At 70.1% G+C, this 17405-nt stretch carries 14 protein-coding genes; 6 read left to right on the top strand and 8 right to left on the bottom strand.

All coding sequences use genetic code 11. The annotated features are described in order from the left end of the window. Window positions 1–196 precede the first annotated feature (196 nt). The 6 genes from ACTWNK_RS10680 to ACTWNK_RS10655 all read left to right on the top strand — a co-directional run bounded on the left by ACTWNK_RS10680 (window position 197) and on the right by ACTWNK_RS10655 (window position 7630). Window positions 197–1282 carry a quaternary amine ABC transporter ATP-binding protein gene (locus ACTWNK_RS10680; RefSeq protein WP_474303728.1) on the top strand — a complete coding sequence of 362 codons (1086 nt, stop codon included), beginning with the start codon at window positions 197–199 and terminating at the stop codon, window positions 1280–1282. A 38-nt stretch (window positions 1283–1320) separates the two neighbouring features. Continuing rightward, the gene (locus ACTWNK_RS10675; RefSeq protein WP_474303727.1) at window positions 1321–3156 is read left to right on the top strand and encodes an ABC transporter permease; all 1836 of its coding nucleotides are present in this window, start codon (window positions 1321–1323) and stop codon (window positions 3154–3156) included. A gap of 9 nt (window positions 3157–3165) precedes the next feature. Next, window positions 3166–4155 carry an ABC transporter substrate-binding protein gene (locus tag ACTWNK_RS10670; protein ID WP_474303726.1) on the top strand — a complete coding sequence of 330 codons (990 nt, stop codon included), beginning with the start codon at window positions 3166–3168 and terminating at the stop codon, window positions 4153–4155. A 147-nt stretch (window positions 4156–4302) separates the two neighbouring features. After that, on the top strand, window positions 4303–5163 hold the full coding sequence (locus ACTWNK_RS10665) for an ABC transporter substrate-binding protein (RefSeq protein WP_474303725.1): 861 nt from the start codon (window positions 4303–4305) through the stop codon (window positions 5161–5163). Further along, window positions 5160–6794, top strand: coding sequence for a choline dehydrogenase (gene betA / locus ACTWNK_RS10660; RefSeq protein ID WP_474303724.1), 1635 nt, complete (start codon window positions 5160–5162; stop codon window positions 6792–6794). The genes ACTWNK_RS10665 and betA overlap by 4 nt, the downstream gene beginning before the upstream one ends. A 65-nt stretch (window positions 6795–6859) precedes the next feature. Further along, entirely contained in the window at window positions 6860–7630 is a 771-nt protein-coding gene (locus ACTWNK_RS10655) for a TetR/AcrR family transcriptional regulator (protein ID WP_474303723.1), read from the top strand. Window positions 7631–7725: 95 nt separating this feature from the next. Here ACTWNK_RS10655 and ACTWNK_RS10650 read toward each other — a convergent pair whose 3' ends face one another. The 8 genes from ACTWNK_RS10650 to ACTWNK_RS10615 all read right to left on the bottom strand — a co-directional run bounded on the left by ACTWNK_RS10650 (window position 7726) and on the right by ACTWNK_RS10615 (window position 17356). After that, a complete protein-coding gene (locus ACTWNK_RS10650) occupies window positions 7726–8313 on the bottom strand; it encodes a GTP-binding protein (protein WP_474303722.1) in 588 nt (195 codons plus the stop codon). Beyond that, the gene (locus ACTWNK_RS10645) at window positions 8294–8656 is read right to left on the bottom strand and encodes a DUF742 domain-containing protein (RefSeq protein WP_474303721.1); all 363 of its coding nucleotides are present in this window, start codon (window positions 8654–8656) and stop codon (window positions 8294–8296) included. Before ACTWNK_RS10645 ends, ACTWNK_RS10650 begins: the two co-directional genes overlap by 20 nt. Before the next feature lie 6 nt (window positions 8657–8662). Next, complete coding sequence (locus ACTWNK_RS10640; RefSeq protein ID WP_474303720.1) at window positions 8663–9085, bottom strand: roadblock/LC7 domain-containing protein; 423 nt, start codon at window positions 9083–9085, stop codon at window positions 8663–8665. Continuing rightward, complete coding sequence (locus tag ACTWNK_RS10635; protein ID WP_474303719.1) at window positions 9082–12222, bottom strand: nitrate- and nitrite sensing domain-containing protein; 3141 nt, start codon at window positions 12220–12222, stop codon at window positions 9082–9084. Before ACTWNK_RS10635 ends, ACTWNK_RS10640 begins: the two co-directional genes overlap by 4 nt. Before the next feature lie 208 nt (window positions 12223–12430). Further along, window positions 12431–14779 (bottom strand): [protein-PII] uridylyltransferase, encoded by a 2349-nt coding sequence (locus ACTWNK_RS10630; protein ID WP_474310882.1) that lies wholly within the window; start codon window positions 14777–14779, stop codon window positions 12431–12433. 75 nt (window positions 14780–14854) lie between these two features. Then, window positions 14855–15193: a P-II family nitrogen regulator gene (locus tag ACTWNK_RS10625; protein WP_474303718.1), complete on the bottom strand. Its 339-nt coding sequence runs from the start codon at window positions 15191–15193 to the stop codon at window positions 14855–14857. Next, window positions 15190–16539, bottom strand: coding sequence for an ammonium transporter (locus ACTWNK_RS10620; protein WP_474303717.1), 1350 nt, complete (start codon window positions 16537–16539; stop codon window positions 15190–15192). The genes ACTWNK_RS10625 and ACTWNK_RS10620 overlap by 4 nt, the downstream gene beginning before the upstream one ends. A gap of 217 nt (window positions 16540–16756) precedes the next feature. Continuing rightward, window positions 16757–17356 carry a CGNR zinc finger domain-containing protein gene (locus tag ACTWNK_RS10615; RefSeq protein WP_474303716.1) on the bottom strand — a complete coding sequence of 200 codons (600 nt, stop codon included), beginning with the start codon at window positions 17354–17356 and terminating at the stop codon, window positions 16757–16759. Window positions 17357–17405 lie beyond the last annotated feature (49 nt).

Genomic DNA, 17405 nt, shown 5'->3' with positions numbered 1-17405 from the left:
ACTACAGCGCGGACCGCCGATGCGTCGAGAACTTGGAGCCCCATTTTCGGGCATCACTTAATATTCATATTGGCGCTTTGGCGATTTTTGCCCACTTGGAGCGATCCATCACCTAGATACCGGTTCCGACATTGTGATTCGCGTTATTTAGGGCCTATGTTGAGCCCTTCCGACGGGCGGCAGCCTCATGGAGGAGATGGAGAAGAACGTGGATCCGGCCATCGAAGTCGACGGGCTGTGGAAGATCTTCGGCCCCAAGGCCGACCGCATCATGGGCACCTCGGCCCAGGACCTCGACCCCGTGACGCTGCGTGAGCGCACCGGCTGCACGGTGGCCGTGAGGGACGTCACCCTCAGTGTGGCGCCCGGCGAGGTCTTCGTGGTCATGGGCCTGTCAGGCAGCGGCAAGTCCACCCTGGTGCGCTGCCTCACCCGCCTGATCGAGCCCACGGCGGGCACGGTCAGGATCGGCGGCGAGAACGTGGGCGCCGCCTCGCGCTCCCGGCTGCGGCACCTGCGCAGGCGTGAGGTGAGCATGGTCTTCCAGCACTTCGGCCTGCTCCCGCACCGCCGCGTGCTCGACAACATCGGCTACGGCCTGGAGATCCAGGGCGTGCGCCGCAGGACCAGACGCGCCCGCGCCAGGGAGATGCTCGCCCTGGTCGGCCTCGAAGGCCATGCCGACCACTACCCCGACCAGCTGTCCGGCGGTATGCAGCAGCGCGTCGGCCTGGCCAGGGCGCTCGCCGCCGACCCCAAGATCCTGCTGTTCGACGAGCCGTTCAGTGCGCTCGACCCGCTGATCAGGCGTGACATGCAGGCCGAGGTGATCAGGCTGCACCGCGAGGTCGGCAAGACGATGGTGTTCATCACCCACGACCTGTCGGAGGCGCTCAAGCTCGGCGCGCGTATCGCGATCATGCGGGACGGCGCCATCGTGCAGATCGGCACGCCCGAGGAGCTGGTCGGGTCGCCCGCCGACGACTACGTGGCCGACTTCGTGCGTGACGTGCCCAGGAGCCACGTGCTCTCGCTGCGCTGGATCTGCCGCACGCCCGACGTGGACGAGCACCTCAACGGGCCCTCGCTTCCCGCGAGCACCGTCATCAGGGACGCCGTGCCCGCCGTCACCGCCTCGGCCAGGCCGATCCGCGTACTGGACGGCGACCGGCTGATCGGCGTGGTCGACCGGGTCGACATCCTGTCGGCGATGGCCGCGCCCGGCGACGCCGTACCCCGAGGGGTGGATGCGCTCCCACTGGTCAGTGAGGGTGCGTCGTGACGGTCTCGGTGGCCGCGCTCCCACTCAGGGGGGCGCGGGTGCCCCGATGGGTCGCGCCCGTGGCGGTCGCCGTGCTGTTCACGGCCGGGTACCTGGCGTTCGAGGGCACGTGGACGTTGCCGCACGACGACGAGGCCGCGCCCTTCCTGCTGGCGAACGACGCCCGCGAGGCCGTCGACGCCGGGCGTGACAGCGATCCGTTCTTCCTGTTCTTCGTCAACTACATACGGCTGTACGTGGGCTGGTTGTACGCCGGGATCGAGACCGGGCTGCTGCTGCTCGGCTGGCCGGGCCTGATCGGGGTGCTGGCCGGGCTCGGGCTGCTGGCAGGCGGCTGGCGCGTCGGGCTGCTCGCCGGGCTTGGATTCGCCTCCTTCGGCCTGCTCGGGGTGTGGGAGGCGTCGGTGCGCACGCTGGCCCTCGTCCTGGCCTCGGTGCTGCTCGCGCTGGTCGTGGGGCTGCCGCTAGGCATTCGCGCGGGGCGCTCGCCCAGGCTGCGCAGGGCGCTGGCTCCACTGCTGGACGTCATGCAGATCATGCCGACCTTCGCCTATCTCGCGCCCATGGTGCTGCTCTTCCAGATCGGGCCCGCCTCGGCCACGGTGGCGACGCTGATATACGCGCTCCCACCGGCGATCCGGATCACCGCGCTGGCCATCGAGCGCGTCTCGCCGCCCGCCGTGGAGGCCTCGGCCGCGCTCGGCGCCACCCGCTGGCAGACCCTGCGCAAGGTGCACCTGCCGCTGGCCCGCGAGACGATCACCCTGGCGGTGAACCAGACCGTGATGATGGCGCTGTCGATGGTGGTGATCGCGGCGCTGATCGCGGCTCCCGGGCTCGGCTCCGACATCGTCAGGGGCCTGTCCAGGGCCGACGTCGGGCACATGCTGCCGGCGGGGATCGCGATCGTGGTCATGGCGATCGTGCTCGACCGCATGACGATGGCCGCCGCCACGCGGGGCGGCCGGGCTCGCACGCGCCTGCTGCCCGCCGTCGCCGTCACGGCCGCCGGTGTGGGCCTCACCTGGGTGCTTCCCGCCGCCTTCCCGCTGTCGGTGGGCTTCGCCGTACCCGTCAACGCGGCCGTGGACTGGGCCAAGGTGAGCTGGTACGGCTGGACGGACGCGGTGCGGAACGCGGTGTCCGAAGGGCTGCTCAACCCGTTGCAGCAGGTGCTGACCGGCTCGCCGTGGTGGCTGGTGGTGGCGGCCGTGCTCGTCCTGGCCTGGTGGGCGAGCGGGTGGCGCAAGGCGGCGGTCGCGGTGGCGTGCCTGCTGGCGATCGCGCTGCTCGGCGTGTGGGAGCACAGCATGGAGACGCTGACCACCGTGCTGGTCGCGGTGGCGCTGACGCTGCTGGCCGGACTCGTGCTCGGGGTGATCTCGGCGCGGGCGCCGCGTTTCTCCGCCGTGCTGCGGCCCGTGCTCGACGCCGCCCAGACGATGCCCGCCTTCGTCTATCTGCTGCCCGCGCTCGCCCTGTTCGGGGCCAGCAGGTTCACCGCGATCCTGGCCTCGGTGATATACGCGGCGCCGCCCGTCGTGCGCCTGGTCGAGGACGGTGTGCGCGGGGTCTCGCCCTCGGTCGTGGAGGCGGCCCTGGCCAGCGGGTCGACGCCGGGCCAGCTCCTGCGCAAGGTCCAGTTGCCCCTGGCCCGCCGTTCCATCCTGCTGGCCGCCAACCAGGGCATCGTCATGACGCTCGCCATGGTCGTCGTCGGCGGCCTGGTCGGCGCGGGCGGTCTCGGCTACGACGTCGTCTCCGGATTCGTGCAGCGCTCCGACTTCGGCCTGGGGCTGGCCGCAGGGGTGGCGACGGTCCTGCTCGGAATCATGCTCGACCGGATCACCCAAGGCACGCAATCGAAAGGATGAACCCCCCAGATGAAGCTCGGACACAGAGGCCGCCTGCTCGTGGGCGTACTCGCGATCGGCATGACCGCCACCGGGTGCGTCGGAGTGACGAGCGAGGGCACGGCCCTGCCCCCGGCCACGAAGGCGACGGAGGCACCCGCCCCCGGCAGCGGCGGCACCGTCAAGATCGCCATCAACCCCTGGGTCGGCTACGAGGCCAGCGCCGCCGTACTCGGTCACGTCCTTGAGCGCGAGGCCGGCGTGAAGGTGGAGAAGAAGGAGCTCACCGAGCAGGTCTCGTGGGAGGGCTTCGAGAGCGGCGACGTCGACCTCATCGTCGAGAACTGGGGCCACCCGGACGAGAAGAAGAAGTACATCGAGCAGAAGGCCGTCGCCGTCGAGGCGGGCTCCACCGGCAACAAGGGAGTGATCGGCTGGTACGTACCCAAGTGGATGGCCGAGAAGTACCCCGACATCACCGACTACAAGAGCCTGAACAAGTACGCCGGGCTGTTCAGGACCTCCGAGTCGGGCGGCAAGGGCCAGTTGCTGTTCGGCGACCCCTCCTACGTGAGCAACGAGGAGGCGATCATCAAGAACCTCGGGCTGAACCTCAAGGTCGTGGCCGGAGGCAGCGAGGCCGCGCTCATCGAGGGCGCCACCCAGGCGCAGGCGCAGAAGAAGGCGCTGCTGTTCTACTTCTGGAACCCGCATTGGCTCTTCGACAAGGTCGACCTGGTCAGGGTCAACCTGCCCGCCTGGAGCGAGGGCTGCGACGCCGATCCGAAGAAGGTCGCCTGCGACTACGCCGAACTGGACCTGGACAAGATCGCGGCCAAGCGGTTCGCCGAGGGCGGCAGCCTGGCGTTCCAGATCGTGAAGAGGTTCCAGTGGACCAACGACGACCAGAACGCGGTCGCCAACGACATCCAGAACAACGACCTGTCGGCCGATGAGGCGGCCAGGAAGTGGGTCGACGCCAATCCAGACAAGGTCAAGGCCTGGCTTCCGCAGGGCTGAGCCTCCCCCGCCGATCCGTCGCCCGGCCGTGGCGGCCGCGGCCCTCTGTCCCCGTCGAATCGTGAGATGTCCGCCATGAGAAGCAGAACTCTGTCGTTCGCCTGCCTCCTGCTCCTGCTGAGCGCGTGCAGCGCCCGGGAGAGCCCCGTGGCGCCCGAACCCAAGGGCGTGGTGAAGCTCGCCGTCAACGAGTGGCTCGGGTACGAGGCGAGCGCCGCCGTGCTCACCCACCTGTTGGAGAAGCAGCTCGGTTACCAGGTGCAACGCACGGTGCTCACCGAGGTGGACGCCTGGAAGGGCCTGGAGAGCGGCTCGATCGACGTCATCGTCGAGAACTGGGGCCATCCGGAGGAGAAGAAGAAATACATCGACGAGAGCAAGGTCGCGGTCTCGGCCGGACTGAACGGTAACAAAGGAATAATCGGTTGGTACGTCCCGCAATGGATGGCCGACAAGTATCCCGACATCACCGACTGGCGCAACCTCAATAAGTACGCCAAGCTCTTTCGGACCGACAAATCCGGGAATTTCGGACAGATGTTGGACGGTGATCCTTCGTTCGTCACCAACGACGAGGCCATCGTGAAAAATCTCGACCTCGACTACAAAGTCGTCTATGCCGGCAGCGAGGACGCGCTGATCAAAGCGGCGAAAACGGCCACCGCCGAGCGCACGCCGCTGCTCATGTACTTCTACGAGCCGCAATGGCTTTTCACCAAACTCAAGCTCGTCAAGATCAACCTTCCCCCGCACGCGATCGGCTGCGACGCCGACCCGGCGAAGGTGGCCTGCGACTACCCCCCGTACCTGCTCGACAAGATCGTCAGCAGCCGCTTCGCCAGCACCGGCGGCAAGGCCTACGAGCTGGTGCGCAACTTCTCCTGGACCAACGACCACCAGAACGCGGTCGCGAGCGACATCGTCAACGAGGGCCTCACCGCCGACGACGCCGCCACCCGCTGGATCGACCAGAACAAGATCATCTGGAAGGACTGGCTGCCCAATTGACCACCTGGGACTACATCGTCGTCGGCGGCGGCTCGGCCGGTTGCGCCCTGGCCAACAGGCTCAGCGCCGACCCCGGTGTGAACGTGCTCGTGCTGGAGGCGGGCAGGCCGGACCGGCTGTGGGACGTCTTCATCCACATGCCCGCCGCGTTGATGTTCCCGATCGGCAGCCGCTTCTACGACTGGAGGTATGAGTCCGACCCCGAGCCGCATCTGAACGGCAGGCGCGTCTACCACGCCAGAGGCAAGGTGCTCGGCGGCTCCAGCAGCATCAACGGCATGATCTTCCAGCGCGGCAACCCGCTCGACTACGAACGCTGGGCCGCCGATCCCGGCATGGAGCACTGGGACTACGCGCACTGCCTGCCGTACTTCAAGCGGATGGAGAGTTGCCTGGCCGATCCCGGCTCGGCGCACCGGGGGGCGTCGGGGCCGCTGAAGCTGGAGCGCGGGCCCGCGCGCGGCACGCTGTTCGAGGCGTTCTTCGCGGCCGTCCAGCAGGCGGGCCACCGGCTCACCGACGACGTCAACGGCTTCAGGCAGGAGGGCTTCGCCGCCTTCGACCGCAACCTGCACCGGGGCCGCAGGCTCAGCGCCGCCCGCGCCTACCTGCATCCGGTACGGCGCCGCCGCAACCTGACCGTGCGCACACGGGCCTTCGTCGAGCGGATCGTGTTCGACGGGCGGCGCGCGACGGGCGTGGTGTGCGACGGCGAGACGATCAAGGCGCGCGAGGTCGTGCTGTGCGGTGGTGCGATCAACTCGCCGCAACTGCTCCAGGTCTCGGGCGTGGGCGACGCCGCCCTGCTCAAGCCGCTCGGCATCGAGGTCGTGCACCATCTGCCCGGCGTCGGGGAGAACCTCCAGGACCATCTGGAGGTCTACGTGCAGCACGCCTGCCGCAGGCCGGTCAGCATGCAGCCGTCGCTGTCGCCCTGGCGGCGGCCCTTCATCGGCGCGGCCTGGCTGTTCCTGCGGCGCGGGCCCGGCGCGACGAACCACTTCGAGGCGGGCGGCTTCATCAGGTCCAACGACGAGGTGGACTATCCGAACCTGATGTTCCACTTCCTGCCGATCGCCGTGCGCTACGACGGCAGCGCCCCGGCGGGCGGGCACGGCTACCAGGTGCACATCGGGCCGATGTACTCCGACGCCAGGGGCTCGGTCCGCATCCAGTCGCCCGATCCCCGGGTCAAGCCCGCCCTGCGCTTCAACTACCTGTCCACGGCCCAGGACAAGCGCGAGTGGGTCGAGGCCATCAGGCACACGCGCGCGATCATGTCCCGTCCCGCCTGGCGCGACCTGGACGGCGGCGAGATCTCGCCCGGCCCCTCGGTCACCACCGACGAGGAGATCCTCGCCTGGGTGGCCCGCGACGCCGAGACCGCACTGCATCCCTCGTGCACCTGCCGGATGGGCGTGGACGAGATGTCCGTGGTCGACCCGGCGACGATGCGGGTGCACGGCCTCGCGGGACTACGCGTCGTCGACGCCTCGGTCATGCCGTACGTCACCAACGGCAATATCTACGCCCCCGTGATGATGCTGGCCGAGAAGGCCGCCGACCTCATACTCGGCCGCACCCCGCTGCCCGCCGACCACACCCCCTTCCACCGCCACGGCGTCTCCTGACCACGCCACGCCGCCCTCCCCACCTCTTCCGTACGCTGTACGGCAGGCGATAGGCTGGCCGCATCATGACGACCGAGTACGTAGGCAAGGGCGATCCGGCCCGCAGTCTGGCCCTGCTGTGGCGCACCAGCGACCGGCCGAGCCGCAAGGGCAAGCCCGATCTCGGCGTCGACAGGATCGTCCGGGCCGCGATCGAACTGGCCGACGCCGAAGGCCTGGGCGCGCTGTCCATGCGCAAGGTGGCCGAACGGCTCGGCGTCGGCACGATGTCGCTCTACACCTACGTGCCAGGCAAGGCCGAACTGCTCGACGTCATGCTGGACACCGTCTACGCCGAGACGGCCAGGCCGCCGGACGTGCCCGGCGGGTGGCGTGGCCGTCTCGAGCAGATCGCCAGGGAGAACTGGGCGCTCTACCTGCGCCACCCCTGGCTGCTGCAGGTCGCCACCACCAGGCCGGTGCTGGGGCCGAACTTCACCGCCAAGTACGACTACGAGCTGAAGGCCGTCGACGGGATCGGGCTGAGCGACGTCGAGATGGACTCTGTCGTCACGCTCATCACCGGATTCGTGCACGGCGTCGCCAGGGGCGCGGTCGAGGCGGCCGAGGCCAAGCGGCACACCGGCATGGACGACGAGCAGTGGTGGCACGCCCACGCGCCCTTCCTGGCCAGGATCGGTGACGCCGAGCGCTACCCGACGGCCGCACGCGTCGGCACCGCCGCAGGCGAGGCGCACGGCGCTGCCCTGAGCCCGGCCCACAGCCTGGAGTTCGGCCTGGCCCGCGTGCTGGACGGCATCGAGGCCCTGATCGCCGGACGCACCACCGCGGCCTGACGTACACCCGGGCACGAAAAGGACGTACACCCGGGCACGAACAAGCGAGGACCCCGCCGACACGCGGCGAGGCCCTCGCGAAAGCAGGAGCAGGACTACGCGGGCGCGCCGTAGGCGGCGCGGACCCGGACGACGTGCTCGACCAGCGAGATCAGCGTCGCCTTCACCGAGTCGCGCGAACGGGCGTCGGTGCGCACGATCGGGATGTGCGGGGCCAGGGCGAGCGCCTCGCGCACCTCGTCCTCGCTGTGCAGGAAGTGCCCGTCCCAGCCGTTGATCCCGACCACGAAGGGCAGCCTGGCCTCTTCGAAGTAGTCGATGGCGGGAAAGCTGTCGGCCAGCCGCCGGGTGTCGAGCAGCACGACGGCGCCGATCGCACCGCGGACCAGGTCGTCCCACATGAACCAGAACCGGTGCTGTCCAGGCGTGCCGAACAGGTAGAGGATCAGGTCGCGGTCGAGGGAGAGCCGCCCGAAGTCCATGGCGACCGTCGTGGTCGCCTTGTTGGGAGTCATGCCGAGGTCGTCGATGCCGGCCGACGCGTCGGTCATGACCGCCTCGGTCGTGAGCGGAAGGATCTCCGACACCGCACCCACGAACGTCGTCTTGCCGACGCCGAACCCGCCCGCGACGACGATCTTCGTCGAGGTGAGCCCTCCGCCGCTAGAGCCTGCGAAGTCCACTGAGCACCCTTTCGAGCATGTTGAGGTCTGGCTGTCCCGAGCTGAGACGCGGCTGGTGGAGGCGGACCAGGCCCTCGTCGGACATGTCGGCCACCACCACTCGGGCCACGCCGAGCGGGACGCGCAGGAGCGCCGAGATCTCGGCCACCGACCTGAAGGACCGGCACAGCGTCATGATGGCCTCCTGCTCGGGAGTGAGCAGGGCCATCTCGTCGTCCGGGATCGACATGGACGAGACCAGCGTCTCCAACGCCAGGTGGTAGCGCGGTTCCGACCGGCCACCCGTGACCGCGTACGGACGGAACAGCGGCTCGTCGTCCCCTGTCCCCTCACTCCCGTACACGGGCGATCACCGTGTCCTGGAAGCCTGGAGCTCGGCACGCAGTGCCGGCGTCAGCACCTGTCCCGCCCTGTCGACCAGAAGCGTCATCTGGTAGGCCACCAGGCCCATGTCGCACTCGGGAGAGGCGAGCACCGTCAGCACGGACCCGTCGCTGATGGCCATCACGAGCAGCAGGCCTCGCTGCATCTCGACGACCGTCTGGGTCACCGCGCCGCCCTCGAACACCCGTGAGGCGCCCACCGTGAGGCTGAGCAGTCCCGCCGACACCGCGGCGAGCTGGTCGGCCCGGTCTTGGGGGAAGCCCTCCGAGCTCGCGAGGCACAGGCCGTCGGCTGAGACGACCACCGCATGGGCGACACCGGGGGTGTTCCTGACGAAGTCAGTGATCAGCCAGTCGAACCGGTGTGCCTCGTGACTGAGAGTCGTCACGATCCCTCCTCCTTTTCCATCCCGGACGGGGTGGAGTCATCACGAACTTCTGCCCGGCCTCGCCGTACCCCCTGCTGGAAGCTCGACATCCGGCTGCGTACCCGATCGGCCGAGACCGGCGGCATCGGGGAGAGCGGCTCGGCGGCCTTGCTTGCCGTTCCGGGGACGAGGTTGGCCTTCGGAGTGCGCTTGGGCAGCCCGGCGGAGGTGATGCCGCCGAGGCTGGGGTCGCTGGCCGCCGCCGCCGCCCGCCATCCGGCGTCCGCGGCGTTCTGCCAGACGTCCCCACCCGAGGGTACGGCCTGCGGCCGCCGCACGGGTTCGGGCCTCGGGGGCGGATCCGCGACGGGCGAGGGCTTGGCCGGCTCGGCCGACGTGACAGGCGGGGCCTGCTCGACGACCTCGGCCTCGACCTCTTCCGCCACGGCCTCCTCGGCCTCGACCGGCTCCTCGGGCTTGCGGAACCAGGCCGACTCGACCGAGGCGAAGATCGGGAGGAACTCCTCTTCGTGTTCGAGCGCGGAGACGTCCACGGCGGGCATGGACGCGGTGTGGGCGTCGTCGACACTCGGGGTGTGCCAGGCGTTGAAGTCGCCCCTGCGGCCCTCGCCCGAGGTCTCGTACGAGGGGTAGGACGGCGGCGGGGTCGGGAAGGCGCCCGGCCCGGGGCCGCCCTGCCTGGGCTCGCGGCGCGGCAGGTCCGGCTGAGACGGGTAGCCGCCGAAGCCGCTGCCGGTGTCGAACCCGCCCTGGCTGGGGTAGCCGCCCTGACTCGGGTAGCCGCTCTGGCTGGGGTAGCCGCCCGCGCCGGTGTCGAAGCCGCCCTGACTCGGGAAACCACCCTGACTCGGGTAGCCGCCCTGACTCGGGAAACCAGCCTGGCCGGGGAAGCCGCCCTGACCGCCCTGACCGCCCTGGCTGCCGTAGCCGCCGGTGTCGAAGCTGTTGAAGCCGCCCTGGCTGGGGCTGTCGGTGCCGCCGAGCTGGCCCCTGCGGAAGCCGCCGCTGTCGGAGGTGTCGGCGGTGAACGAGCCGAGACCCGGCGGGCGCATCGGGCCGGAGTCGGCGAACGAGCCGCTCTCGAAGGAGTCGAACGGCGAGGGCGGCCCGCCGAAGGAGCCGGGCCCCTGCTGGGGTGCCGGTCCGCCGAAGGCTCCAGCGGGCTGCTTGCCGCCGAACTGGCCGAAGGTGCCGTTGGGCTGCGCGCCGAACCCCTGCTGGGGCTGGCCCGAGCCGCCGAACGCGGGACGCTGCGGGGCGGGCGGCTGGGAGCCGTCGACGATGACGTTCGGCGGGAGCAGGACCATCGCGATGAGGCCGCTGCCCTCGCCCTGGCGCAGCTGCACGCGGATGCCGTGGCGCAGGGCCAGACGGCCGACCACGAACAGGCCCATGCGGCGCGAGACCGACACGTCGACGACGGGCGGCTCGGCCAGGCGGCGGTTGGCCTCGCCGAGCTCCTCGGCCGTCATGCTGATACCGGCGTCGCTGACCGAGAGCAGGGCGCCGCCGCCCTCGATGAGGCTGCTGGAGACGATGACCTGGGTGTTCTTCGGCGAGAACTGGATGGCGTTCTCGACCAGCTCGGCGACCAGGTGCACCAGGTCGTTGGCGGCACTGCCGACGACCGAGGTCGCCCTGTGCACCTTGACCTGGACGCGCTCGTAGTCCTCGACCTCCGACAGCGAGGCGCGGACGACGTCGACGAGCTTGGCCGGCTGGCTGCGCCTGCGGGTGGGCTCGTGCCCGGCCAGGACCAGGAGGTTCTCGGAGTTGCGCCGCATGCGGGTGGCGAGGTGGTCGAGCTTGAACAGGTCGGCCAGCCTGCCGCCGTCCTGCTCGCCCTTCTCCAGACCGTCGATGAGCGAGATCTGCCGTTCGACCAGCGTCTGGGTACGGCGGGAGAGGTTGACGAACATCGAGCTGATGTTGCTGCGGAGGTCGGCCTCCTCGGCCGCGAGGCGGATGGCCTGACGGTGTACCTCGTCGAAGGCCTGCGCCACTTCGCCGATCTCGTCCTTGCCGTCGATGTCGATCGGATCGACGTCGGGCGGCGTGCTGTCGTTGGAGGCGCGCAGCTTGCGCACCACGTCGGGCAGGCGGAAGCCGGCGATCTCCAGCGCCTCCGAGCGCAGGTGGCGCAGCGGGGCGACCATCGAGCGTGCGATGAGCGCGGTGAGCAGCAGAACCAGCACCAGCAGGCCGAGAATGGAGATACCGGCCAGGATGGCGTTGTTGAGCTCGCTGTCGCGCAGGTCGCGGGCCCGGGTGAGCACCGCGTCGCCGACCTTCTTCTCCACCCGCTGCATCAGCGCGATCGTCGCGCTGTTGTCGTCGAACCACTGGCCGACGTCCTCGATGAGGTTGGCGCGGAAGGTGGCTCCCCGCTGCCTGTCGCTGGCCAGCACGATCGCGCGGGACTTGGTCAGCTCGGCGCGGTAGTACTCCTCGGTGTTGAGCTCCTTCAGCAGCAGCTGGCCGAAGGCGAGACCGGCCTCTGAGCTGAAGCTGTTGATCTCGTCGACCTGCAGCGACCTGGAGGCGATGAACTTCTCGACCTCCTGGCTGTCGATCCTGGAGGGCTGGTAGACGCCGACCAGGAGCCTGACGCGCTGCTTGGAGACCTCTTCCTTGGCCCTGGCCAGCGTGCTCAGTCCACGGAAGTTACCGGTGACCTGCGGGTCGTCGCTGATGAGCGAGAGCTCCTCGTGCAGGCGCAGCAGCAGGTTCTGGATGATCTCGTAGCGCTCCGACGCCTTCTCCAGGCGGAGCGCGGGGAGCCGCTTGAGCATCGGCCTGACGAGCGTGGCGGCGTAGGAGATACGCGGGCCGTAGCTGTCGTCGATGGTCGCGAGGTCGGCCTGGACCACGCCGACCAGGCGGTCGACCGCGGCCTTGCGGTCCTTGAACGGCTTCTCCAGCTTGCTGTTCTTCCGCGTGGCGTGGTACCAGCCGCCGGTGTCACGCTCCAGGGCGATGGCCTGCAGCAGTTCGCGCAGGTGGCCCGCCTGTTCGGCGGCGACCGCGGTGCGGTCGTAGGCGGCCACGCTGTCGACCGATGAGACCACCCTCGCGCCGGCGAGGATGACGCCGGCCATGGTGGGCACCAGGATGAGCGCCGTCAGACGCCATCTCACACGCCAGTTGCGCAGACCGAGGCGTGGCAGCGACCGCTTTCCGCGGTCCCGCCTCGCGGCACGGCCGCTGTCGGAATTCCCCGTCGTCACCGATCGATACCCCTCAGACATGCCCAGTACGAGTGGCCTCATTCGACCACAAGGTCACCATGATTCACCCAACTACCAGGCAAAACGGGAGAATCGTTACAAATGTGACAGTAGTTGGTTATCGCAGGGCGGCGAGGACTAGATCGCGCACTTGGATGCGCTGCGCGTCGTCGCTGAGGGGGCGTCCGGCGCGGTCAACCACATAGAAGACGTCCACCGCCTCTGCGCCGAGAGTCTCCACGCGAGCAGCTCTCACGTCAAGGCCACATTCACCAAAAGTTCTCCCAATACGCCACAGAAGCCCCGGGCGATCGTGCGCCCTCACCTCGACGACCGTGGCGGTGGCGGAGGCGTCCTCCACCAGCGTCACCCGAGGTGGCGCGACCGGAACCCGCGACGGCCGCATCGACCGGGTACGGCGGGCCAGGCGCTGCTCGATGTCCAGCCGGCCCGCGAGAACGAGGCGCAGATCCGCCTCCAAAGTCGCCGGATCCGGCGGCGAGCCGTACTCGGGCACGACCGAGAACTCGATGACCGCCGTGGCGCCCGCAGCCGCGGAGGCGGCGGATCGTACCACCATGCGGTGGGCGGCGAGCACGCCCGCGGCCCGCCACAGCAGGCCCGGCCGGTCCGGCGCGACGACCGTGACCGCGCCGCCGTTGACCCGGACCGCTCCCCCGCCGTGCCTGGCCAGCGCCGCCTGGGCCGGGGACAGGCTCGGCGCGGGCGGCGGCGGGGAACCGGCCAGCGCCGACCGTACCCGTCTGACCAGGTCGGCGACCAGGGAGGCCTTCCAGGAGTTCCAGGCGGCCGGGCCGGTGGCCAGGCCGTCGGCCACGGCGAGTGCGGCCAGCAGGTCGAGCACCTCGCGCGTGCCGACCGCCTGCGCCACCTTGCTGATCGTCATCGGGTCGTCGAGGTCGCGCCTGGTCGCGGTCTCGGGCAGCAGCAGGTGATGGCGGACCATGGTGGCGAGGATCTCCGCGTCGGCGGCCGGGAGCCCCAGCCCGGCCGCGATGTCGCGGACCACGACCTGGCCCGTCGTGGAGTGGTCGCCGGGCCAGCCCTTGCCGATGTCGTGCAGCAGTGCGCCGATGAGCAGCAGGTCCGGCCTGCTCACCTCACGCGTGAACGCCGCCGCGCCCGCCGCCGTCTCGATGAGATGCCGGTCGACGGTGAAGCGGTGTATCGGGTTGCGCTGCGGCCTGTGCCTGACGCGTTCCCAGTCGGGCAGCAGTCTGACCAGCACACCGGCCTGGTCGAGGTCCTCCCACACCGGCACCGCCGCACGCCCCGCGCCCAGCAGCGCCACCAACGCGTCCCTGGCCTCCTCCGGCCACGGCGAAGGCAGCGCCGGGCCCCTGGCGGGCATGGCCGAGGCCAGTGCGGCGACCGTGGCGGGAGCCAGCGACAGCCCCGACTCGGCCGCGGCGGCAGCCGCCCTCAGCACCAGCACCGGGTCCTTGCGCGGATCGACGCCCCTGGCCAGCACCACCTCGCCGCCGTGCTCGACCACCCCGTCGGCCAGCGGCCTGCGCCCGCGCGGCGCCGGGCCCGACAGCAGCCGGTCGACCGTGCGCCAGGTGCCGTCGAAGGCATGCGCGACCGTACGGCCGGCCTCGGCCAGCCCGCGCATGAGCGTCTCGGCGTCGAGCAGGCCCAGCATGCCCGCCACCGCGTCCTGTTCCTGGAGCACCAGCCGATCGGCGCCTCGGGAGGTCACCAGGTGCAGGGCGTGCCTGACGTCGAGGAGGAGTTCGCAGGCCTCGCGCACGCGTGGTCCCGGCGCCGACGCCACCCAGGCGGCGGCCACGGCCTGCATCGCCTGGACGTCGCGCAGGCCGCCCCTGCCGTCCTTGAGGTCGGGCTCCAGCCTGAAGGCCACCTCGCCGCTGACGCCCGCCCGCTGGTCGGCGGCCTCCCTGAGCTCACCGAGCCTGCGTCTGGCGTCGGCACGCCACTCGGCGAGCACCGCCTCGCGCAACGCCCTGGTGAGATCCCGGTCGCCTGCCACATGTCTGGCCTGGATGAGGCTGAGGGCCACCTTGAGGTCTTTCCCGGCCACGTCCACGGCCTGGTCGACCGTGCGGACCGAGTGGTCGAGGCCGAGGCCGGAATCCCAGATGGGGTACCAGATGCGATCGGCGATCGTCGGGATGTCGTGTTTGCCGGTGTGCAGGAGCACCAGGTCCAGGTCGCTGCCCGGTGCGAGCTCTCCGCGTCCGAGGCTGCCGACGGCGACGAGCGCGACACCTCGGGGACCACCCGGCTGTGCGCCCTCCGGGCCGGCGGCCGTGCGCAGCAGGTCGTTCAGCCAGCGGTCGACATCGGCGCCCCGTTCCTTGCGAGCTCCCGCGAACGACCTGGCGTCACCTCTCATACGCTCCCGAGCTCCTCTTCGACTTCGACCTGCACGACCCGCGTATCCGCGTCCTTGCCACCGGGCCGATCCGGAGCAGCAGCTCAGCCTCCGCTCGCGACCCGCGTATCCACGGCATGAGGCGGCGCGGGGCCGTCGTGGCCCGCGCGCCGCCCTCGTCCGTCACAGGGCCTCGGGGCCCCGCTCCCCCGTGCGCACCCGCACGACGGTGTCGACGGGGACCGACCAGACCTTGCCGTCGCCGATCTTCCCGGTCTGCGCCGCCTTGACGATGACGTCGATGACGTCCTCGGCGTCGTCCTCCTCGGCCAGCACCTCCAGCCTGACCTTGGGCACCAGGTCGACCTGGTACTCGGCGCCCCGGTAGACCTCGGTGTGCCCCCGCTGGCGGCCGTAGCCGCTGGCCTCGCTGACCGTCATGCCCTTGATGCCGAACTGCTCAAGGGCTGCCTTGACGTCGTCGAGCTTGAACGGCTTGACGACGGCGGTGATGAGTCTCATGCGTCCACCTTCTTGCCTGCGGGCACCACGAGGGGCCCACCCGCCGAGACCACGCCGGAGGCGTGGACGGATCCGAGGTCGTAGCCGGTCTCCGCATGCGTGGTGACGTCGATGCCCGCGACCTCCTCCTCGGCGTCCAGCCTGAAGCCCATCGTCTTGTCGATGACCTTGGCGATCACCCAGGAGACGGCGAAGGAGTAGAGCCCGACGGCCACCGGACCGAGGATCTGCAGGCCGAGCTGGCTGAGCGGCCCGCCGTACAGCAGGCCCTCGTCCTGCTGCTCCAGGAAGGGGTAGGCGGCGAAGAAGCCGAGGCTGACCGCGCCGATCACACCACCGACCAGGTGCACGCCGACGACGTCGAGGGAGTCGTCGAAGCCGAGGCGGTACTTCAGGCCCACGGCGTAGGCGCAGGCCACACCGGCGAGCAGGCCGATCACCACGGCCGCCCACGGGTCGACGAACCCGCACGCGGGCGTGATGGCGACCAGGCCGGCGACCGCGCCGGAGGCGACGCCGAGCGTGGTGGCGTGCCCGTCGCGCAGCTTCTCCACCACCAGCCAGCCTCCGGCGGCGACGGCCGCGGCGATCTGGGTGTTCATGAAGGCGAGGCCCGCCGTCTGGTCGGGCGCGAGCTCGGAGCCCGCGTTGAACCCGAACCAGCCGAACCACAGCAGCCCGGTGCCGAGCAGGACCAGCGTCAGGTTGTGCGGCCGCATGGGCTCCTTGCGCCAGCCCACCCGCTTGCCGAGCACGAGCGCGAGGGCGAGGGCCGCCGCTCCCGCGTTGATGTGCACGACCGTGCCGCCGGCGAAGTCCTCGATGCCGAGCTGCCCGAGCCAGCCGCCTCCCCACACCCAGTGGGCGACGGGGAAGTACACCACGCTCGCCCACACCAGGGAGAACAGCACCCAGGCCCCGAACTTGGCCCGGTCGGCGACGGCCCCGCTGATCAGGGCCACGGTGATGACGGCGAAGGTGAGCTGGAAGGCGGAGAAGACCATCATCGGGAAGTTGTCGGCGGCGGCGGCCTCCTCGGTGACCTGCCCGCCCGCGACCGTGAGCCCTTCGTACACGGCGTTGAACACACCGCTGAGCCCGATGTTGTCCAGGCCGCCGACGACGTAGTTGAGCGTGTCGCTGCCCGAGGCGTCGAACGCGAGGGAGTAGCCGTAGAGCACCCAGGCGACGGTCACCACGATGATGCTGACGAACGACATCATCATCATGTTGAGCACGCTCTTGGCCCGGGTCATGCCCCCGTAGAAGAACGCGAGGCCCGGTGTCATCAGCAGCACCAGTGCGGTGCATACGAGCATCCAGGCGGTAGTGCCGCTGTCGATCATCGACGCGACCCTCCTTCGATTGGCGTGTGGCCGATTTCTCGTGTCGCAGTGACGCCTCCACGGGCACCGTCGACCGGCTGCGCACTGACTGAGGAGAATCGTGTTCTTTCGCCGTTTCAGAGGTGGACCGCGTCTGTTTCGCAGGCGTGAAACCCGGTCACCGGAGATTTCGCCGGTGTTTCGGACCGCGCACCACACGGGATGAGGACCGCTGAGCTCAGCCTTTGTGGTGGCGGTCCTTGCGCGTGCGCATCTTGTGCCGGTTGCCGCAGCGCTCCATCGAGCACCAGCGCCGTGCGCCGGGCCGCGAGGTGTCGAGGAAGACGAGAAGGCAGCGCTCGCCCCCGCACACGCGGATGCGGGCGGCCGAAGGCCCGCTGAAGAGCTCCACGGCGTCCCTGGCGACCGCGGAGAGGTACTGCGAGGCCGCCACCGGACCCAGCCAGCCGGACACCGGCCCCGACGCGCCTGGCGCGATCGTGGGGACGGGAGGGGCCGGCGTGGCGGCGGCGGCGAGCACGGCGAGATCGGCGGCGGGCGCGGCGGCGAGATCGCCTTCGGCGCCGAGCACGGCCAGCCGGTACACCGAGGCGCGCAGGCGCTTGGCCGCGTCGAGGTCGGCCTGCCCGGCCTCGGCGCCTCCGGCTCCGTAGCGCGTCGAGGAGGTGATCCAGTCGGCGAGGTCGGCCGGGGCGTGCAAGCGCTCCCACTCGGGCAGACAGCCGCTGAGCAGGAACTCCAGACACATCGTCCCCGCGTCGAAGCGGAAGCTCTGCCCGTCGCGCCCGGTCAGCACCAGCCCGATTGCCTCATCCATGGAACAAAGCGTAACATCTGACACCGGTTAAACTGGTGTCAGCAGCCGC

The organism is Nonomuraea sp. IBHARD001 (assembly GCF_056106265.1).
The sequence above is the reverse complement of the archived record's forward strand: the minus strand, read 5'-3'. Positions and strand labels throughout refer to the sequence as shown.